This is a genomic window from Tenacibaculum piscium (assembly GCF_021390755.1).
In the GTDB taxonomy this organism is placed as follows: Bacteria; Bacteroidota; Bacteroidia; order Flavobacteriales; family Flavobacteriaceae; genus Polaribacter; species Polaribacter piscius.
Genome location: NZ_JAJGWR010000005.1, coordinates 94,189 through 117,237, shown reverse-complemented (window position 1 = coordinate 117,237; position 23,049 = coordinate 94,189). Strand labels below are relative to the sequence as shown.

Sequence of the window (23,049 nt, the reverse complement as noted above, 5' to 3'; positions counted from 1 at the left end):
ATTAACGGAGTATTTTTATTGAAAATCAGCACATGAAAAAAGTATTATTTATAGATAGAGATGGAACTTTAATTAAAGAACCAGCAGACGAACAAACAGATTCATTCGAAAAATTAGAGTTTTATCCGAAGGTATTTCAAGGATTAAGCAAAATAGCTAAAGAATTAGATTTCGAATTGGTTTTAGTTACAAATCAAGATGGATTAGGAACAGAAGTGTATCCAGAAGATACTTTTTGGCCTGTACATAAATTTGTAATGCGTACATTGGCTGAAGAAGGAATTGTTTTTTCAGAAGAAATTATTGATATTACTTTTGCTAAAGATAATCAGCCTACAAGAAAACCAAATACAGGTTTGTTAACAAAGTTTTTTTCGGAAGAATACGACTTAGTAAACTCATTTGTTATTGGAGATCGTTTAACAGATGTTGAATTAGCAAAAAATTTAGGAGCAAAAGGGATTTATATAAATGATGAAACTTTTTTAGGTACTGATGAAATTACCGTTAAAAGAAGTGCATTAGATGATTTTATCGCCTTAGAAAGTAGCGATTGGAATGCTATTTATGAGTTTTTAAAGTTAGAAGAAAGAACATCTGCAATTGTTAGAAACACCAATGAAACTAAGATTGATATTAAATTAAATCTTGATGGAACAGGTAAAAGTAAGATTAGTACAGGAATTGATTTTTTCGATCATATGTTAGATCAAATTGCACGTCATGGGCAAATGGATTTAGATATTCAAGTTAAAGGAGATTTAGAAGTTGATGAACATCACACAATTGAAGATACTGCTATTGCGTTAGGTGAAGTTTTTAATACAGCTTTAGGTAACAAATTAGGAATAGAACGTTACGGATTTTGTTTACCAATGGATGATTGTTTAGCTCAAGTAGCTATCGATTTTGGAGGTAGAAATTGGCTAGTTTGGGAAGCTGATTTTAAAAGAGAAATGATTGGTAAAATGCCAACAGAAATGTTTTTTCATTTTTTTAAATCATTTACCGATGGAGCAAAATGTAATTTAAATATAAAGGCTGAAGGTGATAATGAACATCATAAAATAGAAGCTATTTTTAAAACATTTGCAAAAGCTATAAAAGTTGCTGTAAAAAGAGATAGTAGCAAAATGATTTTACCATCAACAAAAGGAATGCTATAAATAAATATGAATTTTCAATTACAGATAAGGTTTGTAATTGAAAATTCATAATTGAAAAATACAATATGATTGCAATTATAAAATATAATGCGGGTAATATACGATCAGTTCAAAATGCGATTACGCGTTTAGGATATGAAAGTATTATAACTGATAATCCTGATGAAATAAGACAAGCAGAAAAAGTGATTTTTCCTGGTGTTGGCGAAGCTAGTTCGGCAATGGCATATTTAAAAGAGCGTAAATTAGACGAACTTTTAGTATCGCTAACCCAACCTGTATTAGGTATCTGTTTAGGTTTACAATTGATGGGAATATCTTCAGAAGAAGGAGATACAAAATGTTTAGGTATTTTTAATACGGTTACAAAAAAGTTTCCGCCTTTAGAAAAAGTACCACACATGGGATGGAATAACTTTTCAGAAATTAAAGTTGCTGAAATTAAACCATCAAAAATCATCAAAAATTTAAATAGTAATGATGATGTATATTATGTACACGGTTTTTATGCTGAAGTTTGTGAAAACACCATAGCAACCTGTAATTATATACAGCCATTTAGTTCAATTATGCAAAAGGATAATTTTTATGCGATGCAATTTCACCCAGAAAAATCAGCAAGTATAGGTGAAAATTTATTGAAAAACTTTTTAGAATTATAAAATAAGAAAATGAGAATTATACCTGCTATAGATATTATTGATGGAAAATGTGTACGCTTAACAAAAGGTGATTACGCAACCAAAAAAATATATAACGAAAATCCTGTTGAAGTAGCCAAAGAATTTGAAGACAACGGAATTGAGTATTTACATTTAGTCGATTTAGATGGTGCTAAATCGCAACATATTGTAAATTATAAAATATTAGAACAAATTGCAGCTAAAACCAATTTAAAAATTGATTTTGGTGGTGGATTAAAATCTGATGAAGATTTACGTATTGCTTTTGAAAACGGAGCTAGTCAAATAACTGGAGGTAGTATTGCTGTTAAAAATCCTGACATTTTTACAGGATGGTTAACTAAATATGGTAGCGATAAAATTATTTTAGGTGCCGATTGTATCAACAGAAAAATAGCAACTCACGGTTGGTTAGAAACATCAGAAGTAGATGTTGTTGACTTTATAAAAGAGTACGAAAAAATAGGTGTAAAAAATACTATTTGTACAGATGTTGCTAAAGATGGAATGTTACAAGGTGCTTCTGTAGATTTATATAAAGAAATTTTAAGTAAAAGTGATGTAAATTTAATTGCTAGTGGAGGTGTTGCTAGTATTGATAATTTAATAGAGTTGAAAGAAATTGGTTGTGAAGGTGCTATTTTAGGAAAAGCGATTTACGAAGGTTATATCAGCTTAAAAGAATTACAAAAGCTATGTTAAAAAAAAGAATAATACCTTGTTTAGATATTAAAAACGGAAGAACTGTAAAAGGTGTTAATTTTGTTGATATTAAAGATGCTGGTGATCCAATAGAATTAGCAAAACAATATGTAAAAGATGGCGCTGACGAATTAGTTTTTTTAGATATTACAGCTACTCTAGAAAACAGAAAAACATTAGTTGATTTAGTTGAAAAAATAGCGCAAGAAATAAACATTCCTTTTACTGTTGGAGGTGGAATTAGTACTGTTGATGATGCATTAGCTTTAATAAAAGCAGGTGCAGATAAAGTGAGTATTAATTCATCGGCAGTAAAAAATCCGCAGTTAATTACCGATTTAAAAAACAGATTTGGAAGTCAGTTTGTAGTGGTTGCTATTGATACTAAACATGTAAATGATACATGGAAAGTATTTACAAAAGGAGGTACTAACGAAACTGAATTAGAAACAGTTGCTTGGGCTAAAGAAGCGGAAAAATTAGGAGCAGGTGAAATTTTACTAACTTCTATGAATAGTGATGGAACTAAGGCTGGTTTTTCAATTGATATAACTAACTCTGTAAGTAGTGCAATTAATATTCCAGTTATAGCATCAGGCGGAGCAGGTAAAGAAGTCCATTTTAAAGATGTTTTTACCAAAACACAAGCTAGTGCAGGTTTAGCAGCAAGTATTTTTCATTTTGCTGAAATACCAGTACCACAACTTAAACAATACTTAAAAGAACAAAATATACCAGTACGATGAATATAGATTTTACAAAAGGAGACGGTTTAGTACCTGTAATAATTCAGAATGATACCACATTACAAGTTTTAATGTTAGGGTATATGAATGAGGAAGCTTTTTTAAAGACAAAAGAAACTGAAAAAGTTACTTTTTTTAGCAGAAGTAAAAGTAGGTTATGGACAAAAGGCGAAGAGTCTGGTAATTTTTTAGTTGTAAAAGATATTCAAATCGATTGCGATAACGATACTATTTTAATAAAAGCAATACCAGCAGGACCAACTTGTCATAAAGGAACGACTTCTTGCTTTGCAGATGAAACTCCAAAAGGTTTTTTATATGAATTAGAACGTATTGTTTCTGATAGAATTGATACTGATCATCCAACTTCATATACAAATAAATTGTATAAAAGAGGAATTAATAAAGTTGCTCAAAAAGTTGGAGAAGAAGCTGTAGAGCTTGTTATTGAAGCAAAAGATAATGATGCCGATTTATTTAAAAATGAAGCTGCCGATTTATTTTATCATATTGTAATTCTTTTAAAAGCAAAAGGTTTTACGTTAAGTGAAATTGAAGCAGTTTTAAAAGAAAGGAATTAAATGATTTATAGTATTTTTGTAAAATGAATGAATTTCAACAATTAAAAGATACCTTAAACGAAAGCGTTTTAGAAGCTAATTTTGTAAAACTAACGTTAAGTAAACCTATCAAAAAAAGTGATGGATTGCCAAATGTATATGTTCGTTTGGTAAAAATAAAAGAAACAGAAATGTTTCAATTTACGTATCATTATAACACAAATGATAAGGTTAAAAACTATACAATTTCTGAAGCTATTACCGAAATAGAAATTTTATTGATGGATAATTTTAGAGCAGCAACGTTGTTTACATTATCTAAAGATTTATTGATATTTATATCTAAAAGAAAACTAGTTTCTTATCGAGTAAATGCAGCTAGTTTTAAGCATAAATTACCCGAAACACACGATAAACCAAAAGAGCGTTTAGCCGAAGCAGGAAGTTATTTACATCATTTAGGAATTACCGATAAAGAAGGAAAGGTTATTCATAAAATGGCAGATAAATATCGTCAAATTAATAAGTATTTAGAAATTATTGAAGGCTTATTAAAATCGACAAAATTACCAAAACATATTAATATTGTTGATATGGGATCGGGTAAAGGATATTTAACATTTGCTTTGTACGATTATTTAGTAAATCAAAAAAAATACAGTGCAACCGTTACAGGTATTGAGTTACGTAAAGAATTAGTAGATTATTGTAATGATGTTGCAGATAAATCAGCATTTACTAATTTATCGTTTGTAGCACAGCCAATTCAAGAGTACGATAATAATAAAATTGATATTTTAATAGCCTTACATGCTTGTGATACTGCTACTGATGATGCTATTTATAAAGGTTTATCAGCAAAAGCAGAACTGATTATTTGTGCGCCTTGTTGTCATAAACAAATTCGTCAGCAAGTAAAAGGAAAAGAACAAGAAAGCCCGTTATTAAAATACGGAATTTTTAAAGAACGTCAGTTTGAAATGGTCACAGATACCATTCGTGCGTTAATTTTAGAAAAAAGTAATTATAACACCAAAGTTTTTGAATTTATAAGTAACGAACATACTCGTAAAAACGTAATGTTAGTAGCAAGTAAATCAATAAAAAAGAATGATATATCTAAAATTGATGCTAAAATAGCAGGTTTAAAAGAAGCGTATGCTATTGAAAGTCATTATTTAGAAACACTTGTATAAAAATAAAAATAGTACGAAAGTTCATTTTAAAATAGTATCTTAAAAACCACCAAATATTGGTGGTTTTTTTGTGTAAATAATATCTTTAAAATAATTTTCAATTAATTTTAAGCAACAAAAAAGATGAAAACAGCAATTATATTAGGAGCAACAGGATTAACAGGAGGTTTGTTATTAGATAAGTTAATCGCCGATGAAAATTACAAAACGATTAAAGTTTTTACAAGAAAATCAACAGGAAAAGCGTCGCTAAAAGTAAAAGAATTTATAGGTGATTTACTGTTGTTAGAAAATTTTAAAGAAGATTTTTTTGCTGATGAGGTATATTGTTGTATCGGCACTACAGCGAAAAAAACGAAAGATAAAACACGTTATAAAAACATTGATTACGGTATTCCTGTTGCTGCTGCAAAATTATCCAAAGAAAATGATATTCCTTTTTTTGTCGTAATATCAGCTATGGGAGCGAATGAAAAAAGTAGTGTTTTTTATAATAAAACAAAAGGTGAAATGGAGCAAGCTGTTTTAGCTCAAAATATTAAAAACACCTATATTTTACGTCCTTCTTTAATTAAAGGAAATCGTACTGAAACTCGTTTTGCGGAAGATTTAGGGAATTGTATTGCCCGAATAATCAATCCTTTTTTAATAGGGAAATTGGCGAAATATAAAAATATAAAAGCAGAAACAATAGCAGCAGCGATGAAAAATATTTCAGCATTAAAACCAACGGAAACCATACTTTTTTCGGACACAATTAAAGCACTTTCAAAAGTATAATTTGTTAGAGCCTGTTTAAATTTTATCAACTAAAAATATTTTTATTTTTTTTCTGAAAAATTCAAATAATAGTTTATTTTATGTGAAAAATATTTAAAATATTCAAAAGATGAAAAATTCAAAATTTTTAATTATAGCGGCTTTTTTTTCGATATACATTATATGGGGTTCTACCTATTTGTTTAATAAAATAGCGGTAACAGAAATTTCGCCATTATTTTTAGCGTCGATACGTTTTTCAATAGCGGGAATTTTAATTATGATACTGGCTAAATCTATGAAATTATCGTTAAAAATCACTAAGAATCAGTTTGTAAATTCAGGAATTGCAGGATTTTTATTTTTGGTGTATGGAAACGGTGTTTTTGTCTGGGCGTTAAAATATGTCGATAGTGGTTTTGCGGCTTTATTAGCTTCGACACAACCGTTATTTGTGTTATTTTTACTGCGTTTAATTGACGGGAAAAGATTGCAAAAAAAATCAATGATAGGTGTTTTATTAGGTTTAATAGGGATGTATTTATTGGTTAGTCAGCAGGAAATCACTACTTCAGAAGGCAGTGTTTTAGGGATTTTCATGATTTTAACGTGTGTTTTGAGTTGGAGTTACGGAAGTGTATTTGTATCAAAAGCTGATTTACCAAAAAATCATTTAGTAAGCACAGGTTATCAGATGTTAGTCGCAGGTTTTATATTGGCGATATCGAGTTTAGTTTTTAAAGAAACGTGGACATCGCCTTTAAATTGGTCACAAAAAACTCAGGGAGCGATGTTATTTTTAATTATTTTGGGAAGTATTGTTGCTTTTACGTCTTTTAATTATTTGTTAAAAGTTGTGGCTACTGAAAAGGTTGCAACATCGGCGTATGTAAACCCGATAATAGCGTTATTTTTAGGTTGGGCATTGTTAGATGAAACGTTAACGCTACAATCGGTTATTGCTTCTATGGTACTTTTAACGGGTGTTTATTTTATAACATCAAGAAAAAGATTGGTAAAAGTTCTTCCTAAAAAAGGGAGTTTTTAGCGATTATTTTTTGGAGCTATTTCCCGCTTTCCGCACTCGCTCTTTTTTGAAGAAAAATCAAAAAAGGAGCTCAAACAATTGCTTCAATCGGGGCTAGGGTTTTTTGCTTGAAAGACTATTTTTATATTTTAAATAGGCAGTTACCACCAGATAACAAAAAATTTCAATAATTCGCCATTTGTTTTTTTCAACCAACAAAGTGGCGATTTTTTGTCTGTTAAAACGGGTGTTATTTTTGTAATAAAATCATTAAAAGTATGCCAATTAATGTTTGTGTGAGGTGTTACGAGCCAATTATGTTTTGTTGGAATGTAAAATTTACAATCTTTAAATTGATTTAATTCAAGTAAAGTAACATAAAAACCGATAATACAATCGGTATTAATTAAAGAATATTTTTTGTTGTTTTTTTGATGAAATTCTTTTCCATAATCTTTTAATGGAACAAATAATTGTGCTTTAAAATAAAGTTGCTGTGCTATGTTTTTAGCCTCTAAATTTAGTGTTTTTAAGTAGTTTTCACATTCTTCAGAATAGAGTAGTGGTAGTTGTTTTTCTTTAAGTTTGGTTAATTTTTGAACTAGAGAATCTTGTTTGTTAGGACCAATCCAGCGTTCAATTTCTGTATTACTTGCTGAAATATCATATAAATAAAACTTATAAATTATTTCTACATGAATTGGTTTTTCATCTTTTAAAAGTAAGCAATCTAGTTCGCCAAGGGTTATTTTTTCTTGTTGAATTTGGATGTTTTCGGCTAATATTTTAAGGTGTTTATCTTGTTGAAATTCAAAAGAAACAAACCGTTCGACTAATTTTCCTAAGCGTGGTATTTTTGTAATTTCTACTAAAAAAGAGGCTGTTTTTGTAGCATTTATTTCAAATTGTTGTAAGTCAAAGATATTTTTTTCATCTTTTATATTCCATAATCCGTTCCATAGAAAAGGTGTTTTTAAAAAGCCTTCGTATTGTAATTGCAAGTCTTTAGATTTTTTATCCATCAGTGAAAAAGTTTTGATATGCCTTGTGGCTGAATTTATTTCAGCATCGCATTAAAAGAGGTAACTACGGCAAATTATGATGAGAACCTGAACTAAATTCAGGTTGACGGATTCTATTTTTATATTTTATCTTCTAAAGAAGTAATAATTTTTTGAATATCATCTTGAAAATCGAACCAATTAATTTCGGTATCTCTACGAAACCAAGTTCCTTGTCGTTTTGCAAAACGGCGGGTATTTTTTTTAATTTCTTCGATGGCAAATTCTTTGGTAAAATTCCCTTCAAAATATTCAAATAATTCGCGATATCCAACGGTTTTTAATGCGGTTAAATCTTTATGAGGTTGCATTTTTTTAGCCTCTTCAAGCAAACCATTTTCTAACATGATATCAACACGTTTATTAATTCGGTCGTACATAATTTGCCTGTCGGCAGTTAAACCGATTTTGATAACTTCAAAATTACGAGGTGCTTTGGGTTTATTTTTAAAAGAACTGTATGTTTTTCCACTACCAATACACACTTCTAAAGCGCGCATTACCCGATGCGGATTATCAATAGTAATGGAATTATACGTTTCAATATCGAGTTCTTTGAGTTGTTCTTGAAGTTTTTCGATGCCATTTTCTTCAAGTTCTTGGGTTAATTTTTCTCTGATACGAGCATCAACTTCAGGGAAATAATCCAAGCCTTTTAAAACGGCATCAATATATAAACCGCTACCGCCAACCATAATTTGTACAGGATTTTCGATAAACAATTCGTCTAGTTTAGTTAAAGCATCTTTTTCAAATTGACCGACAGAATAGTTATCAAAAATACTTCTATTTTGAATAAAATGATGTGGCGCAGCTTCCAATTCTTCCGAAGAAGGAACTGCAGTTCCGATGCTCATTTCTTTAAAAAACTGACGAGAATCACAAGAAATAATACTGCAATTAAAATGCTGTGCAAGTTTTATACTTAATGCTGTTTTTCCGATTGCGGTAGCACCAACAATGGTTATTAAGGTGTTTTTCATTTTAATTGTGTAATTTTAATCGTGTAGTTTATTTCCGCAATGATTGCAAAAAATGGCATTGTCATCATGTCCTTCATGCGAACAGTTTGGGCAAGATTGTGTGTTTAAATTTAGGTCGTTTACTTTGACCATTTCAGAACTTACAATTCCCGTAGGAACGGCAATAATTCCATATCCTAAGATCATAATAATACTCGCTACAAATTGTCCAAAAGGCGTATGTGGTGCGATATCGCCATAACCAACGGTGGTTAAGGTTACAATTGCCCAATAAACGCTTCTTGGAATGCTTGTAAATCCGTTTTCTCCGCCTTCAATTAAGTACATAACGGTTCCTAAAATAACAGATAATATCAATACAAAAAACAAGAAAACAGTAATTTTTGTTCTACTAGCTTTTAAGGCTTTCATAAAATTATTCGATTCGCCAACAAAACGAGCAAGTTTTAAAATTCTGAAAATCCGTAGTAAACGTAAGGCTCTTAAGGCAACTAAACTGTGCGTTCCTGTAAAAAAAATCGCCAAATATTTCGGAATTGTAGAAAGTAAATCAATAACTCCATAGAAACTAAAAATGTATTTCGCTGGTTTTTTTATCGAAATTACGCGAATAATATATTCCACAGAAAATAGTATGGTAATTATCCATTCTGAAATGTTTAAAAGTGTGCCATGTTTGGAATTGATACTTTCCACACTTTCGAGCATGACCAGTAAAATACTGGCAAGAATGGCAATTAATAAAATGATATCAAATAATTTACCAGCGGGTGTATCGGCTTCATAAATTATTTCATGTAATTTTTCTTTCCAGTTTTTTGTATTTTTCAAAATAGGAGCAATATTATTATGTAATTACTTTTTAGTGTCTAGATTTTCAATTTATTTTTACTCAATTTCTAATCGTACAATTTTGGAAACGTTGTTTTTAAGTAAATAATTTTTGATAATTGTTTTTGCAATTTCACGATTTTCAATAGGCGTTAGCATCGATTTTAAAACGGATAAATTATTTTCTTGAAAGGCTAAATTGGTGTAGGTATATCCTAAAACGGTATTTTTTTCGATTAAAATAACGGCATTTTCTTCAGGGCTTCTTCCTTTATCAAGAATTAAAAAAGTATCATGATTAAAATGTTTACCAGATATTTTTGGTTTGCGAATAACGTTATATTTAGGACGTAATTTAAGCAATTCTAAATGATATTTTAAGCGTGTAAAAAGCAGGTTTCCAGTTTCTTGAAACGTTATTTCGTGTATTCTTTTTAGAATATTTACGCCTTTTGGGCTTTCTTTTAAAAATAATTTATTGACTTCTTTTTTTATATTTTGTCCTCGTCCGATAAAAATAATGGTGCCTTGCTGATTATGCACATAAAAAAGTCCTTCTTTTTCGGGTGATTTTTCTAATAATTTTAGATAGCGTTGTTTTATATGTCTGTTATCGGCATATTTTATGGATTGTTGCACGATATTTTTATCAATATCTTTTTCCAGTAAAAGTTTAAACAATTGAATTGTAGCAAGTGCATCGCCATTTGCTCGGTGTCGGTCGCTCATCGGAATACCGACAAATCGACATAATTTTCCTAAACTATGCGAAGGTGCTTCGGGGATTAATTTTTTACTAAGTGCTACAGTACAGATGGTATTTCGTTGATAATCAAATCCTAATCGGTCAAATTCGGTACGTAAAATTCGATAATCGAAACTCGCATTATGTGCGATAATAATACAGTCTTTGGTAATTTCAATAATTCGTTTTGCAACTTCATAAAATTTAGGAGAGTTACGCAACATATTGCTATTAATTCCTGTTAATTTCACGACAAATTCCTGAATTTCTCGTTCAGGATTCACTAAGCTAATAAATTGATCTACAACTTGATGTCCATCAAATTTATGAATCGCAATTTCTGTAATTCCTTCTTCGTTAAACTTTCCTCCTGTGGTTTCAATATCTAAAATTGCGTACAAATCTTTTTTTTTAAACTGATAACTGTAAATCTAAACAATATAATTTCGAACTCCAAAAATAGCGCTACCAATTCGTACCATAGTACTACCATTTTTTATGGCTAATGGATAATCGCCACTCATTCCCATGGATATTATTTTTAAGTTAATATTTTTTACTTCTTGTTTTTCTTGTTGATTTTCCTGTTGATTTTCTTGTTGCTGTTTTTTATTTTCAAAAAAGTTTTTTAGCGATAAAAATTCTTCTTCGAGTTGTTGTTGATTGTCTGTAAAAGTAGCCATTCCCATAAGTCCGACAATTTTAATATTTTGCAATGCTACAATTTCTTCGGATGTAATAATGGCATCAATATCTTGAAATGACAGTCCGAATTTCGTATCTTCTTTGGCGATTCTGGCTTGTAATAAGCAGTTAATAATTCGGTGGTGTTTTTTGGCTTGTTTGTTGATTTCTTTGAGTGTTTTAAAGCTATCAACTCCGTGAATTAAATCGACAAAATGCGCCATATATTTCACTTTATTACTTTGCAAATGTCCAATCATATGCCATTTGATATCTTTAGGTAAAGCATCAAATTTGGCGACCATTTCCTGAATTTTATTTTCACCAAATACACGTTGTCCTTCGTTGTAGGCTTCTTGAATATCGGCGATTGGTTTTGTTTTAGAAACGGCAACGAGTGTTACATTTGCTGGAATGCTAGTTTTTATTTGGGCTAAATTTTCTTTAATTCCTGTCATTTCTTTTAAATTTTTCTTTTAATTTTTTGGCTGATTTTTTTTGATTTGTTTGGCTGTTTTTTATTGACAATCAAATTCATAAATCGTTAAAGCACTTCTTAATTTTGGCTCGATATACGTTGTTTTTGGAGGCATTAACATATCGGCATCTACAATTTCTTTGATTTCATTGATAGAGGTTGGCAACATTCCGAAGGAAACTTTAAATTCGCCTGTATCGACTTTGGTTTTCAGTTCTAAACTATCGGATTTATCTTGAGAATATAAAATTTTAGAGGCATTTCGAATATCTTCAATTCCTAAAATAGGTTTTAAAATGGTTTTATACAAAATTTGTGCATCTAATTTACTTAGGGCATTTTTAAAATTATATCTTGATTTTCGCAAGTATAGGGCATAAAATTCGCCGTTTAAATACATGCTAAAATGATGTTTTTCTTTGGGTTTGTATAATTCCTGTCCTCTATTTTCGATTCTAAAAAAAGTATCTAATTCGATTAAAAATTCTTCGGGAGTGAGTCCGTTTAAATCTTTTATAAACCGATTAAATTCATAAATACTCAATTGACTTTCGGGCAATAAGTAGCTCATAAAAAAGTTATACGCTTCTTTTCCTGTATGCTTCGGATTTTTTTTAGCTAAGTTTTTGGCAAGCAAACACGCTGAAGTTGAACGATGATGACCATCAGCAATATATAAGGTTTCGATGTCTTTAAAAGCGTCAATTAATTGTTGAATATCATTTTGATTATCAATAACCCACAATAAATGATGGTCTTTATCGGTGGTTGAAAACTCATATTCGGCTCTTTTTTGCTGATATTTTGCTACAATTTTATTAATAATTGGATTATCAGGATAGGTAAGAAGCACAGGTTCTGCATTGAATCCTGTATTTTTCAGATAATTTTCAAATAATAATTCTCTTTCTTTGAGTGTTCCTTCGTGTTTTTTGATGATATTTTGATGATAATCTTCTACGGAAGTTGCACTAATAATTCCGCAAAAAGAGTTGGTAGCGGTTGTTTTTTGATAGAGATAAAATGCTGGGATTTCATCTTGTTTAAAAACGTCATTTTCTTTAAATTCTAAATATCGATTATGCACGAGTTTGAAGCGTTGTTCGCCACTAACATCTTGTTTATGATATTTATATCCAGGATTTATGACGTGTAAAAAGCTATACGGATTGAATGCTAATTTTGCATCTAGCATTTTTGGCGTATAAATTTCATGTGATTTTGCCGAAACCAACGCCACTTTGTCTCTAGTGGCTCGAACGGCTTTAAATGGTTTTACGATTGCCATTGATAATTTTTTTAGTGCTAAAGATATTTTTTAATAAAGCGAGAAGCTTAAATATCAAAAAAATGTTTAAATATGTAATGAATTGATAATTTTATCTGCTAATTCGGTGCTTATTTTATGTTGTGATTCTTGTGTTAAAGCAGCAATATTAGGGCTTAAAGACAGTTCAGGATTCATTAATAATTGAATTTCAGGTGTTGGTTGATTCTCAAAAGTATCTAAACCTGCGTATTTTACTTTTCCACTTTCGATGGCATTTACAAGTGCAATTTCATCGACTAAACCACTTTGAGCTACGTTAATAAAACCAACGCCATTTTTCATTTTTTCAAATTCTTTAGCACCAATTACATGATTTTCTTCGGATGATAGATGCAGGGTTATAAAATCGGCATCTTTTAAAAGTTCATCAGAATTTGTCATTTCAATTTCGATATCAATCACTTGACCATTATAAAATTCTACAGGAATTGTTATGGTATCATTAAATTCTACATCAAAACCAATTACTTTCATTCCTAATCCGAGAGCAATTTTTGCTACTTGTTGTCCGTCGATATTCATGCCGATAATTCCTAATGTTTTTCCACGAAGTTCTGTTCCTTCAGAAAAATGTTTTTTCAGTGAATTAAAATTCATATCGCCTTCTAACGGCATTTCTCTATTGGCTTGATGTAAAAAACGCACCATTCCTAAAAGGTGTGCAAAAACGAGTTCTGCAATTGCGTTGGCACTTGCATCATTGATATTTACGACTTCTACGCCACATTCTTGAGCGTATATAACATCGATATTATCATTATTTGTACTTGCATTTGCTATTAATTTCAAGCTTGGGCAATTATCGATAAGTTCGGAATGTATTTGAATATTATTTTTAATAATGATTGCATTAATCGCTTCATCATTAATAAAGTTTTGTAATTGTTCTTGTGCAACTTTGGTTGTAATTACTTCAAAACCTGCATTTTCTAACGTATTTTTTCCACTTTCAGAAATTCCGTCGTTTGCTAATATTTTCATTGTATGCTGAATTACGCTTTAATTATTCTTTACTTTTTTTACTCTTTTACTCTTTTACTTTTTGATGCTGATGCTATAATTTTGTGTTCTTTCAAATTCTTGCATTACATCGACAAGTGCTTGTACGCTGTATAAAGGCAGTGCGTTGTACATACTTGCGCGGTATCCGCCGATGCTTCGATGTCCTTCTAATCCGTTGATATTTGCTTGTTTCCAAAGCGTATCAAATTCATTTTTCAACGCTTCATTTTTAAGTTTAAAAGTAGCGTTCATGTGGCTTCGGTCTTCTTTTTGGGCAGTTCCTTCAAAGAGTTTATTTCTATCAATTTCTGCATATAAAAGTGCTGATTTCTGCTCGTTTACTTTTTCAATAAACGGGATTCCGCCTAAATTTTTCAACCATTCAAGGGTTAGCATCGAGGTATAAATTGCGAAAACGGGAGGCGTGTTAAACATACTTTCTTTGTCGATAAACGTTTGATAATTTAACATTGATGGAATTTCTCGTTCCACTTTTCCTAGAATTTCATTTTTGATAACGACAAGTGTTGTTCCTGCCGGACCCATATTTTTTTGAGCTCCTGCGTATATCAAATCAAATTTTGAAAAATCTAATTGACGCGAAAAAATATCCGAACTCATATCGCAAATTAACGGCACATTTGTCTTTGGAAAATTTTTCATTTGCGTTCCGTAAATCGTGTTATTACTGGTACAATGAAAATAATCTAAATCCGTAGGAATGGTATAATTTTTAGGAATATAAGAGAAATTTTTATCTTCTGAAGAAGCAATTTCTATAACTTCGCCAAATAGTTTTGCTTCTCTTATCGCCTTTGAACTCCAAGTTCCTGTATTTAAATATCCTGCTTTTTTGTTCAATAAATTATAGGCTGTCATTAAAAATTGCCCACTTGCACCGCCTTGTAAAAATAATGCGGTGTAGCCTTTATTTTCTAAATTTAATAATTCTAAAACTAAATTTCGTGCTTTTTCAATGACATCAACAAAGGGTTTACTTCGGTGAGAAATTTCAATTAATGATAAATCATCATCATTAAAATTGAGAATTGCTTGGGAAGCTTTTTGTAAAACTTCTTCAGGTAAAATACACGGACCTGCACTAAAGTTATGTTTTTTCATTTGGTGCTTTTTTATGGATAATTTTTAAGAGATAACAAAGGTGCAAAATTTATGGCGAGTTTTATAGCGAGTTCTTTTTTTTAAATTTCCGATAAAAAAGCTAAGGTATTTACGCCGTCGGCATATTCCCATAATTCGGGATGTTGGGTTTGTCCAAAAGCGATTTCATTTTCGAAAACATCACGAGCAACAACGCATTGAATTTTTTCTTTTTCTTGCGAAATCTTTATTTTTAAATCGGCGATAGTATCATAATATTCATAAAAAATGGTGGCGATAGGCGAGGAGTAACTGGCATCTTCTTTAATCATTAAAAAACCATTTTCTAAAATATCGAATTCACTCATTAAATATACGGTTTTATTATAATCGTAATTATTGGCGTATTTGGCGTTGTTGATAATTTCTTGTTGCTGATACATTCCGTTAAAAAAAGCGTCAAAATTATAATTTCTAGGCACAAATAATTTGGAAACCGAACGACATCCTAAGCCAAAATAACGAAATACATCGGTACTTAAACTCTCAAAATCTTCGGATGTTTCGTTTCCTGTTAAAACGGCTACCGAGTTTCTACTTTTTCTAATAATGTTTGGTTTTCCTTTGAAATAATATTCAAAATAACGGGCCGTATTATTGCTTCCTGTTGCGATAACGGCATCAAAATCCGATAATTTATCTTCTGTGAAACTTATTTTTCCTTTTAAATCAGGCGAAATATATTCTAGATATTTGGCTAAAAAAGGCAGTAAATGTTTATCGTTTGATGATTGTTTTACAACAACTGAATGTCCAGAAATCAAAACAGATAAAAAATCATGAAAACCTACTAATGGAATATTTCCAGCCATAATAATGGCAACTTTTTGAGGCGTATTAGTTCCTAGTTTTTCATTGGTAATCCATTGTTGTATTTTTTCTTCGGATAATGCGTTGCTCCAATTTTGAGTTGCAAATAATAAATTATCGGTAGTAAACCATTTATTATTTTCTTCGGCTATTTTTAATTGATGTTTAAAACCATCAAAAAATAATTCATTATGTGGAATATTTTCTTTCTTTTTAACTTCCGATTGAGAAAATTGTCCTAAAAAGACACCTAGTTTTATAAAAGCTTCAATTCTATTTTGGATTGTATCCATTTATTTTGTTTCTAAATTAATTTGGAACTATTTTTGCAATGCAAAGTTACAAAACTGAAACAGATTAATTATGGCAATTATAATAACTGATGAATGTATAAATTGTGGTGCTTGTGAACCAGAATGTCCTAATACGGCAATTTACGAGGGAGCAGATGATTGGAAATATGCAGACGGAACTGAATTACAAGGAAATGTAGTGTTACCAAATGGTAAAAAAGAAAACGCAGATACTGATCAAGAACCAATATCAGATGAAATATATTACATCGTAGCAGATAAATGTACGGAATGTAAAGGTTTTCATGAAGAGCCACAATGTGCGGCAGTTTGTCCAGTAGATTGTTGTGTTCCTGATGATGACAATGTAGAAACGGAAGCTGAATTGTTAGCAAAAAAACGTTTTTTACACAACGAATAATATTTCTAATTTTAGAATATTTAAAAAGCCAAAATCATCATGATTTTGGCTTTTTGTTAAAAAAACAAATAAAAAATAGAAACAAAAATTTTAAATTTTTATATTAAAATTGGTAATTTACAGATAAATTAAACATCGTTCCTAATTGACTAAAATGTGAACCATCATAGGTCATTTGTGAATAACGTTGGTTAAAGGTAATTAAATTTGAAGGAGAACTTGTAACAGAAGCTCCATCTAAAATAGCTTGTCCTGTAGTGGTCGCATCTGTAAATTTCCATTCAGGTAATACATTTAAAATATTATTAACATTCAACGCGATGGTAATTCTATCAGTAGCTGTAAAATTTATTCCTAAATCCGTTACGATTTTCGGAGTAAATTCTGTTTTTAAATCAGAACCTCCATCGGTTAGAGCATCAGTAGGAATATCCGAAGCATTTATAAAAATATCTTCCAGATTTTGTAAGCCTAATTGTGCAAATTTTGTTTTACCGAAATACGTATTGTTTAAAGAAAACCCAAATTTCCCGATACTATAATTCGCTCCTAAAATCCATTTTGTTTCAGGTCTTGAAGTGAAAAATAAGGCTTCTTGCGTTTCATTTACAACCGATTGGTTTGAAGCAGTAACAAAAGCAGGATTTTTAACTTTTCCAACACGTTCATTTTTAATGGTATAATTTCCTGATAAATTAAGTCCTAATTTACCATCACCGATTTCAATTCCTTTATATCCAAGAACAACATCTAAACCATCAGTTTGAGTATCCATCGCATTTAAAAAGAAACTAACATCTGATAATCCTTTGAAAACAGGTGTGTTAGGTGGTTTTACTTCCGTGCTTAAAATAATTCTATCTTCTACTTTAATACTGTAATAATCTACCGTAAAAGAGAAATTTCTAAAAGGTTTTCCTCCAATTCCAATGGTGTAATTAGTTGATTCTTCTGCTGTTAAATCTTTTAAACCTAACAATCCTTTTTGAGATGATACATTACTAACCAAACCACCAATTTGTATTCCTTGTCCTGGAACGAAACTATTTTGTGATTTTTGTGTATAAATTTGATGTAATGTTGGCGCTCTAAATCCTGTAGAAAGCGAACCTCTTACCGTATATTTATCGTCTGCAAATTTATAACGAGAACTTAATTTCCAGATAAAAGTACTTCCAAAATCAGAATAATTTTCAACTCTTGCTGTTCCGCTAAGCAAGAAATCTTTGTTGATATCCCAATCTAAACTTGCGTATCCTCCTAAATTATATCGACTAAATTTCCCTGAATTTTTAAGGCTATTTCCCGAAAAAGAATCGACACCGCCACCATCATAAGATCCTAATTCTCCTTCGATTACTTCAAATTCTTCCGATCTAAATTCTGTACCAAAGGCAACACTTACTTGGTCTGAAAGTATTCTTGAAATATCGATATTCCCTACTTTATGAGAAAAAGCTGTTCCTCCTGTATCGTAGGATTTCTTACTATTTTCTCTATATAATTCTGAACCTTGTGTTATTTCTCCTGTATCAACATCGCCATTATTATTGGCATCAATCCAAGTAGAAGGAGAATATACTTTGTTTCCATTATGAGATTCACTCACTCTATAAGTTTGTGAATTTCCACCTGTGGTAAAACTTACGTCAATATTCCAGTCATTTTTTTTGGTTTTAAAACCAACAGTAGCATTATAATCATTTAAATCACCTTCAAAAGTTGGGGTATAACCGTCATAACCGCCAGCATTTGTAGGATGATTTCCTGGATAAAAATCTGCTAAATATGGGTATCCATCTTTTGTGTCAAGTGTTCTCCAATACGGTGTTCTGTGGTTTGCAAAAGAATTTACTTTTTTGAATACATACGCGGCATTTGCATATATTTCAGTAGCTTCACTAAGTGAATATCCTGCATTTATTGAAAACTTAGAAGCTGCCATTGTTGGAGTTCCATTAATATTATTGGCATCTGAGTTTCTTTTTAAATACTCTTGAACATCAGCCAAGGTAAGTGGCGTAGTTGCTTCTGAATCATAAAAATCAGCAAATTCTCCTTCGGCACTAACAGTTCCTGCTCGATTTGCAGACGCTGTTTTTGAAATATCAACCGTATAATTTACAAAACCTTTATCATCACCAATACTAGAACCATTGTTTAAACTTACGCCAAGCATTTCGCCATCGCCTTCGCTAGTAATTCCAGTTCTAAAAGTCGCTGAACCGTCTTTAGCATTATCTTTTAAAATAATATTGATAACTCCTGCAATTGCATCAGAACCATATTGTGCCGAAGCGCCATCTCTAAGAACTTGCACTGTTTTTATAGCATCCGTAGGGATTCCAGAAATATCAGAACCTGTTTCCCCACGTCCGGGAGCGGCTTGTGTGTATAATAATGCACTTAAATTTTTACGTTTTCCGTTGATTAAAATTAAGGTTCTACTAGGTCCCATATTTCTAATTTCGTAGGGATCTAATAAAGAAGTTGCATCATTAACAGGTGTTTGAACCGTATTAAAAGAAGGAATCTTATATTGTAACGCTTTATCAAAAGACGTTTGCCCTGTTGATTGGAGGTCTTTAGCCGATACTACATCGATTGGTAAAGCACTTGTCGTGTTGCTTCGTGATGGCGTTCGAGAACCTGTAATAACAACTTCGTCTAATTCTAATCCTTCTTTTAAGATGATTTTAAAATTCTTTTTTCCATTTACAGGAATTTCTTGTGTTTCAAATCCTGAAAAACTAATAATTAAAATAGCATCATTTTTAACGGTTAGTTTAAATGCTCCGTTAAAATCAGAATTTGTACCGTTGGAAGTTCCTTTTTCAATAACATTTGCTCCAGGAAGCGCTTCATTAGTACTATCGACAATAGTTCCTGAAATTTGTGATTGCGACCATAGCAGGCTACTACATAGTGTAGCAAAAAATAAAAGAGTGAATTTTTTCATAAAAATGTGTTTAGTTAGTAATAATTTAACGTTCAAATTACAGGTAAAGCTGTTTTTTTAATGATTGGTTATATTATTAATAAGGAGTCTGTTGAAATAATATACTCGTTATTTTAACATTTTTTTTAGAAAAAAATAAAAAAAAAGATATTTTAAGGCTAATTTTAGGTAATTTTCAGGGATTTTATTTGTTATTTTTTTAGTTTTTGTTGATGAGTTATTGATTGATAAAATTGACAATATCAGCAGTTACTTTTTTATTGCGTAGTATTTTAGTGTGTCCTAATCCTTGGGTGATTAAAAGTGTTCCTTTCTGTAAGTTTTCACGAATGTTGATCGCACAATTCACAGCGACATCACCATCATTTGCATCATGAATAACTAGGGTTGGAATCGTTATTTTTTTGGCAACAATACTTGAAGAATGCTTATCGATATTTGTTTGTGCTTTTTCATCAAAAAATTGCTTCATTTTTTCACCGATAACAGGCTTTACTTTCAAACTATTTGCAAAATTAAAAAGTACGTTAGAAATGCTATCAGGAGCTCCAATAGTCACTAATTTATTGATTTTAAAATCAGTAGAAACACTGTTGTATAAGCACATTGCACCAAAAGAATGTCCAATAGCACTTTCAAAAGAACCAAATTGTTTATTAATTTCGGTTATAGTTGCTATAAATTCGGGCATTGATGTTGTTTTTCCTGATGAGTTTCCATGCGCAGGACCATCAAAAGAAATAACCATATAGCCTTTTTCTAATAATTTATCGGCAATCATATACAATTGCGTACTTCTACCTGCCCAACCGTGTACTAATAATACTTTCTTTTGAGAATATCCATAGGATAAAACTTCGATATTTTTAGCAATACTTGGCACAAAAATTGTTTTCTTTTGTGCGCTTTCAAACATTATTTTTTCTCTTTTCGGAATTGGGAATTTTACAGGAGTGCTAAAAAGAACCGTAGCAAACTTGGCGGTTAAATGTGTCGAGAATAACTGTATTCCCTTTGCTAAAAAAGTAATCGGTTTTGGAATAACAAGTGTTGGAGGAAACAGTAATGTATTTTTTAACTTCATTAAATTTATTAAGTTTATTTTAGACTTATTTTAAAATAGATTTTATGATTTTTATCGGGATAAAGATATAATTAGTTTGCTATTTTTGTGACATTATTTTTAAAATGTGTCATAATAGAACAACCAATATTAAAAATATAAATAACAACTAAAAATCATCAAAAAAATTAAAAAATGAAAAAAATTATAGCTTTAGGAATGGTCGCTTTATTTTTAGTACAATGTAGCACCGTGCCAATTACAGGTAGAAAACGTCTTAATTTTGTAAGCGATGCGCAAGTATTACCAGCAAGTTTTGCACAGTATAAAGGTTTTTTACAGGAAAATAAATTATCTACAAACGCTACAAAATCAAACCAAATAAAAAGAGTTGGTAAAAATATTTCTTCAGCAGTAGATCGTTTTATGAGAGCCAACGGAATGACATCAGAAGCAAATTCATATCGTTGGGAATTTAATTTAGTAGAAGATAATACCGTAAATGCTTGGTGTATGCCAGGTGGAAAAGTAGTTTTTTACACAGGAATTTTACCAATTTGTGCCAATGAAGATGGGATTGCAGCAGTAATGGGACATGAAGTTGCACATGCATTTGCAAAACACGGTCAAGAGCGTATGTCTACTGGTCAATTACAACAATTAGGTGGTGCTGCGGTTGCTTTAGGAACGGCGAATAGCAAAAATGCACAACTTTTTAACACCGCATATGGTTTAGGAACACAAGTCGGAATTATGTTGCCTTTTAGTAGAAGTCATGAAACAGAAGCCGATAAATTAGGATTGGTTTTTATGATAATGGCAGGATATAACGGTCGTGAAGCCGCTGAGGTTTGGGTACGAATGAGTCAAATGTCAAAAGGAAAAGCACCTGCAGAATTTATGAGTACACACCCTTCGAATCAAACACGTATTCGAACACTTAGAGCTTATTTGCCAGAAGCAAAACAATTAGCCGCTAAATTTAACAGAGGCGTAAAAGGATAGTATCATAAATTTTTTATATTGCAAACCGTTCGTAATAATTTATTGTTATTACGAACGGTTTTTTTATTTTAAGATATATGTATAAAAGAGGCGATAAAAAGTTAATCAATGCGTGGGCGTTTTACGATTGGGCAAATTCAGTATATTCACTAGTGATTAGTACGGCAGTTTTTCCGTTATATTACAGTGCGGTAACCAAAGGAAAAACAGTCCGTTTTTTAGGGATGGATTGGGAACATCCTGATAGTTTATATAGCTATGCGTTGTCATTTTCTTTTTTAGTGGTGGCACTTATTTCGCCAATTTTATCAGGAATTGCCGACTACACAGGAAGTAAGAAAAAATTTATGAAATTTTTCTGTTGGATGGGTGGTTTATCGGTAATCGCTTTATTCTTTTTTGAAGGTGTTGCTACTGTTTGGATTGGTATTTTATTTACCATTTTAGCAAGTATTGGTTTTTGGGCAAGTTGGGTATTTTACAATGCGTATTTACCCGAAGTAGCCTTGCCAGAACAACAAGATAAAGCCAGTGCAAAAGGTTTTATTTATGGTTATGTTGGTTCTGTTATTTTGTTGATTATCAATTTAATATTGATTCAAAAACCTGAATTATTTGGGATTACATCGGGTATGGCATCTCGTATTTCTTTTGTGATGGTGGGGCTTTGGTGGATTGGTTTTGCACAAATTACCTTTAAAAAACTACCCGACGATATTTACAATAAACAGCCCGATAACGATTATATCTGGAAAGGGTACAGTGAGTTAAAAATGGTATATAAAGAAGTCTTAAATTATCCGACTTTAAAGCGTTTTTTAATATCCTTTTTCTTTTTGAGTATCGGAGTACAAACGATTATTTTAATGGCAGCAATTTTTGGTTCATCAGAATTAAATTTACCAACTTTTAATATGATTTTGACTATTTTATTGGTGCAAGTTGTCGCTATTTTGGGGGCTTATATTTTTTCGAGGATTTCAGGGAAATTTGGAAATATCACTGCTTTAAAAATAACGATTATCATTTGGATGCTAGTATGTTTTTTCGCTTTTTCGTTGGATAAATCACAAGAAAATGTAGGAATGTATTTCTATGGATTAGGCGGTTTATTAGGATTGGTTCAGGGTGCAATTCAAACGCTTACTCGTTCAACATATTCAAAGTTATTGCCAGATACGCAAGATAACGCCACTTATTTTAGTTTTTATGATGTTACGGAAAAAATAGCCATTGTTCTAGGAACTTCGGTTTACGGAGCATTATATGCCATTACAGATTCGATGCAATGGAGTGTATTATGTTTGGCAGTTTTCTTTTTAGCGTCATTATTAGTGTTAAGTACCATGAAAAAAACAAAATATGTCGCTTAATTATTTTCTAC

Annotated in this window: 22 protein-coding genes; 11 read left to right on the top strand and 11 right to left on the bottom strand. The window is 31.1% G+C overall.

Features of this window, described 5'->3' with window-relative positions:
* Positions 1 to 32 precede the first annotated feature (32 nt).
* The 8 genes from hisB to L0U72_RS09845 all read left to right on the top strand — a co-directional run bounded on the left by hisB (position 33) and on the right by L0U72_RS09845 (position 6,860).
* Complete coding sequence (gene hisB / locus L0U72_RS09880; protein WP_233899018.1) at positions 33 to 1,166, top strand: bifunctional histidinol-phosphatase/imidazoleglycerol-phosphate dehydratase HisB; 1,134 nt, start codon at positions 33 to 35, stop codon at positions 1,164 to 1,166.
* A gap of 65 nt (positions 1,167 to 1,231) precedes the next feature.
* Positions 1,232 to 1,828, top strand: a complete 597-nt coding sequence (gene hisH / locus L0U72_RS09875) for an imidazole glycerol phosphate synthase subunit HisH (protein WP_233899017.1) — start codon at positions 1,232 to 1,234, stop codon at positions 1,826 to 1,828.
* Between the two features lie 9 nt (positions 1,829 to 1,837).
* Positions 1,838 to 2,551 (top strand): 1-(5-phosphoribosyl)-5-[(5-phosphoribosylamino)methylideneamino]imidazole-4-carboxamide isomerase, encoded by a 714-nt coding sequence (gene hisA, locus L0U72_RS09870; RefSeq protein ID WP_233899016.1) that lies wholly within the window; start codon positions 1,838 to 1,840, stop codon positions 2,549 to 2,551.
* Positions 2,545 to 3,297, top strand: a complete 753-nt coding sequence (gene hisF, locus L0U72_RS09865) for an imidazole glycerol phosphate synthase subunit HisF (RefSeq protein ID WP_233897159.1) — start codon at positions 2,545 to 2,547, stop codon at positions 3,295 to 3,297. The genes hisA and hisF overlap by 7 nt, the downstream gene beginning before the upstream one ends.
* The gene (hisIE, locus tag L0U72_RS09860; protein WP_233899015.1) at positions 3,294 to 3,878 is read left to right on the top strand and encodes a bifunctional phosphoribosyl-AMP cyclohydrolase/phosphoribosyl-ATP diphosphatase HisIE; all 585 of its coding nucleotides are present in this window, start codon (positions 3,294 to 3,296) and stop codon (positions 3,876 to 3,878) included. The genes hisF and hisIE overlap by 4 nt, the downstream gene beginning before the upstream one ends.
* Before the next feature lie 23 nt (positions 3,879 to 3,901).
* Positions 3,902 to 5,053: a class I SAM-dependent methyltransferase gene (locus L0U72_RS09855; protein ID WP_233884878.1), complete on the top strand. Its 1,152-nt coding sequence runs from the start codon at positions 3,902 to 3,904 to the stop codon at positions 5,051 to 5,053.
* Between the two features lie 123 nt (positions 5,054 to 5,176).
* Positions 5,177 to 5,833 (top strand): NAD-dependent epimerase/dehydratase family protein, encoded by a 657-nt coding sequence (locus L0U72_RS09850; RefSeq protein WP_233899014.1) that lies wholly within the window; start codon positions 5,177 to 5,179, stop codon positions 5,831 to 5,833.
* A 109-nt stretch (positions 5,834 to 5,942) separates the two neighbouring features.
* A complete protein-coding gene (locus tag L0U72_RS09845) occupies positions 5,943 to 6,860 on the top strand; it encodes an EamA family transporter (RefSeq protein ID WP_233884881.1) in 918 nt (305 codons plus the stop codon).
* A gap of 140 nt (positions 6,861 to 7,000) precedes the next feature.
* Here L0U72_RS09845 and L0U72_RS09840 read toward each other — a convergent pair whose 3' ends face one another.
* The 9 genes from L0U72_RS09840 to L0U72_RS09800 form a co-directional block, all read right to left on the bottom strand.
* On the bottom strand, positions 7,001 to 7,861 hold the full coding sequence (locus tag L0U72_RS09840) for a DUF1853 family protein (protein WP_193706481.1): 861 nt from the start codon (positions 7,859 to 7,861) through the stop codon (positions 7,001 to 7,003).
* Between the two features lie 119 nt (positions 7,862 to 7,980).
* On the bottom strand, positions 7,981 to 8,883 hold the full coding sequence (gene miaA / locus L0U72_RS09835) for a tRNA (adenosine(37)-N6)-dimethylallyltransferase MiaA (RefSeq protein WP_233899013.1): 903 nt from the start codon (positions 8,881 to 8,883) through the stop codon (positions 7,981 to 7,983).
* Positions 8,884 to 8,898: 15 nt separating this feature from the next.
* Complete coding sequence (locus L0U72_RS09830; RefSeq protein ID WP_241426938.1) at positions 8,899 to 9,714, bottom strand: ion transporter; 816 nt, start codon at positions 9,712 to 9,714, stop codon at positions 8,899 to 8,901.
* A 57-nt stretch (positions 9,715 to 9,771) separates the two neighbouring features.
* A complete protein-coding gene (locus L0U72_RS09825) occupies positions 9,772 to 10,860 on the bottom strand; it encodes an exonuclease domain-containing protein (protein WP_101917159.1) in 1,089 nt (362 codons plus the stop codon).
* Positions 10,861 to 10,890: 30 nt separating this feature from the next.
* A complete protein-coding gene (locus L0U72_RS09820; RefSeq protein ID WP_233899012.1) occupies positions 10,891 to 11,601 on the bottom strand; it encodes a YggS family pyridoxal phosphate-dependent enzyme in 711 nt (236 codons plus the stop codon).
* A 60-nt stretch (positions 11,602 to 11,661) separates the two neighbouring features.
* Positions 11,662 to 12,909: a DUF1015 domain-containing protein gene (locus L0U72_RS09815; protein WP_101917158.1), complete on the bottom strand. Its 1,248-nt coding sequence runs from the start codon at positions 12,907 to 12,909 to the stop codon at positions 11,662 to 11,664.
* 66 nt (positions 12,910 to 12,975) lie between these two features.
* Entirely contained in the window at positions 12,976 to 13,932 is a 957-nt protein-coding gene (locus L0U72_RS09810; RefSeq protein WP_233861927.1) for an NAD(P)-dependent oxidoreductase, read from the bottom strand.
* 54 nt (positions 13,933 to 13,986) lie between these two features.
* Positions 13,987 to 15,075 (bottom strand): 3-phosphoserine/phosphohydroxythreonine transaminase, encoded by a 1,089-nt coding sequence (gene serC, locus L0U72_RS09805; protein WP_233899011.1) that lies wholly within the window; start codon positions 15,073 to 15,075, stop codon positions 13,987 to 13,989.
* A gap of 80 nt (positions 15,076 to 15,155) precedes the next feature.
* Positions 15,156 to 16,217 carry an acyl-CoA reductase gene (locus L0U72_RS09800; RefSeq protein ID WP_233899010.1) on the bottom strand — a complete coding sequence of 354 codons (1,062 nt, stop codon included), beginning with the start codon at positions 16,215 to 16,217 and terminating at the stop codon, positions 15,156 to 15,158.
* A gap of 70 nt (positions 16,218 to 16,287) precedes the next feature.
* Between L0U72_RS09800 and L0U72_RS09795 the strand changes: the two genes are divergently transcribed.
* Complete coding sequence (locus L0U72_RS09795; RefSeq protein ID WP_101917154.1) at positions 16,288 to 16,638, top strand: 4Fe-4S dicluster domain-containing protein; 351 nt, start codon at positions 16,288 to 16,290, stop codon at positions 16,636 to 16,638.
* 103 nt (positions 16,639 to 16,741) lie between these two features.
* Here the strand turns inward: L0U72_RS09795 and L0U72_RS09790 are convergent, their stop codons facing one another.
* Together L0U72_RS09790 and L0U72_RS09785 are read right to left on the bottom strand one after the other, a co-directional pair.
* A complete protein-coding gene (locus L0U72_RS09790) occupies positions 16,742 to 19,597 on the bottom strand; it encodes a TonB-dependent receptor (RefSeq protein ID WP_233899009.1) in 2,856 nt (951 codons plus the stop codon).
* 217 nt (positions 19,598 to 19,814) lie between these two features.
* Positions 19,815 to 20,681, bottom strand: coding sequence for an alpha/beta hydrolase (locus L0U72_RS09785; protein WP_233861920.1), 867 nt, complete (start codon positions 20,679 to 20,681; stop codon positions 19,815 to 19,817).
* A 174-nt stretch (positions 20,682 to 20,855) separates the two neighbouring features.
* Between L0U72_RS09785 and L0U72_RS09780 the strand changes: the two genes are divergently transcribed.
* Both L0U72_RS09780 and L0U72_RS09775 read left to right on the top strand, forming a co-directional pair.
* A complete protein-coding gene (locus L0U72_RS09780; RefSeq protein ID WP_101917151.1) occupies positions 20,856 to 21,665 on the top strand; it encodes a M48 family metallopeptidase in 810 nt (269 codons plus the stop codon).
* A gap of 77 nt (positions 21,666 to 21,742) precedes the next feature.
* The gene (locus L0U72_RS09775) at positions 21,743 to 23,038 is read left to right on the top strand and encodes an MFS transporter (protein WP_233899008.1); all 1,296 of its coding nucleotides are present in this window, start codon (positions 21,743 to 21,745) and stop codon (positions 23,036 to 23,038) included.
* Positions 23,039 to 23,049 lie beyond the last annotated feature (11 nt).

Excerpts from the sequence above, each read along its gene's own strand:
- hisB (WP_233899018.1), top strand. The coding sequence starts at position 33 with ATGAAAAAAGTATTATTTATAGATAGAGATGGAACTTTAATTAAAGAA.
- hisH (WP_233899017.1), top strand. The coding sequence starts at position 1,232 with ATGATTGCAATTATAAAATATAATGCGGGTAATATACGATCAGTTCAA.
- hisA (WP_233899016.1), top strand. The coding sequence starts at position 1,838 with ATGAGAATTATACCTGCTATAGATATTATTGATGGAAAATGTGTACGC.
- hisF (WP_233897159.1), top strand. The coding sequence starts at position 2,545 with ATGTTAAAAAAAAGAATAATACCTTGTTTAGATATTAAAAACGGAAGA.
- hisIE (WP_233899015.1), top strand. The coding sequence starts at position 3,294 with ATGAATATAGATTTTACAAAAGGAGACGGTTTAGTACCTGTAATAATT.
- L0U72_RS09855 (WP_233884878.1), top strand. The coding sequence starts at position 3,902 with ATGAATGAATTTCAACAATTAAAAGATACCTTAAACGAAAGCGTTTTA.
- L0U72_RS09850 (WP_233899014.1), top strand. The coding sequence starts at position 5,177 with ATGAAAACAGCAATTATATTAGGAGCAACAGGATTAACAGGAGGTTTG.
- L0U72_RS09845 (WP_233884881.1), top strand. The coding sequence starts at position 5,943 with ATGAAAAATTCAAAATTTTTAATTATAGCGGCTTTTTTTTCGATATAC.
- L0U72_RS09840 (WP_193706481.1), bottom strand. The coding sequence starts at position 7,861 with ATGGATAAAAAATCTAAAGACTTGCAATTACAATACGAAGGCTTTTTA.
- miaA (WP_233899013.1), bottom strand. The coding sequence starts at position 8,883 with ATGAAAAACACCTTAATAACCATTGTTGGTGCTACCGCAATCGGAAAA.
- L0U72_RS09820 (WP_233899012.1), bottom strand. The coding sequence starts at position 11,601 with ATGACAGGAATTAAAGAAAATTTAGCCCAAATAAAAACTAGCATTCCA.
- L0U72_RS09815 (WP_101917158.1), bottom strand. The coding sequence starts at position 12,909 with ATGGCAATCGTAAAACCATTTAAAGCCGTTCGAGCCACTAGAGACAAA.
- L0U72_RS09810 (WP_233861927.1), bottom strand. The coding sequence starts at position 13,932 with ATGAAAATATTAGCAAACGACGGAATTTCTGAAAGTGGAAAAAATACG.
- serC (WP_233899011.1), bottom strand. The coding sequence starts at position 15,075 with ATGAAAAAACATAACTTTAGTGCAGGTCCGTGTATTTTACCTGAAGAA.
- L0U72_RS09800 (WP_233899010.1), bottom strand. The coding sequence starts at position 16,217 with ATGGATACAATCCAAAATAGAATTGAAGCTTTTATAAAACTAGGTGTC.
- L0U72_RS09795 (WP_101917154.1), top strand. The coding sequence starts at position 16,288 with ATGGCAATTATAATAACTGATGAATGTATAAATTGTGGTGCTTGTGAA.
- L0U72_RS09790 (WP_233899009.1), bottom strand. The coding sequence starts at position 19,597 with ATGAAAAAATTCACTCTTTTATTTTTTGCTACACTATGTAGTAGCCTG.
- L0U72_RS09785 (WP_233861920.1), bottom strand. The coding sequence starts at position 20,681 with ATGAAGTTAAAAAATACATTACTGTTTCCTCCAACACTTGTTATTCCA.
- L0U72_RS09780 (WP_101917151.1), top strand. The coding sequence starts at position 20,856 with ATGAAAAAAATTATAGCTTTAGGAATGGTCGCTTTATTTTTAGTACAA.
- L0U72_RS09775 (WP_233899008.1), top strand. The coding sequence starts at position 21,743 with ATGTATAAAAGAGGCGATAAAAAGTTAATCAATGCGTGGGCGTTTTAC.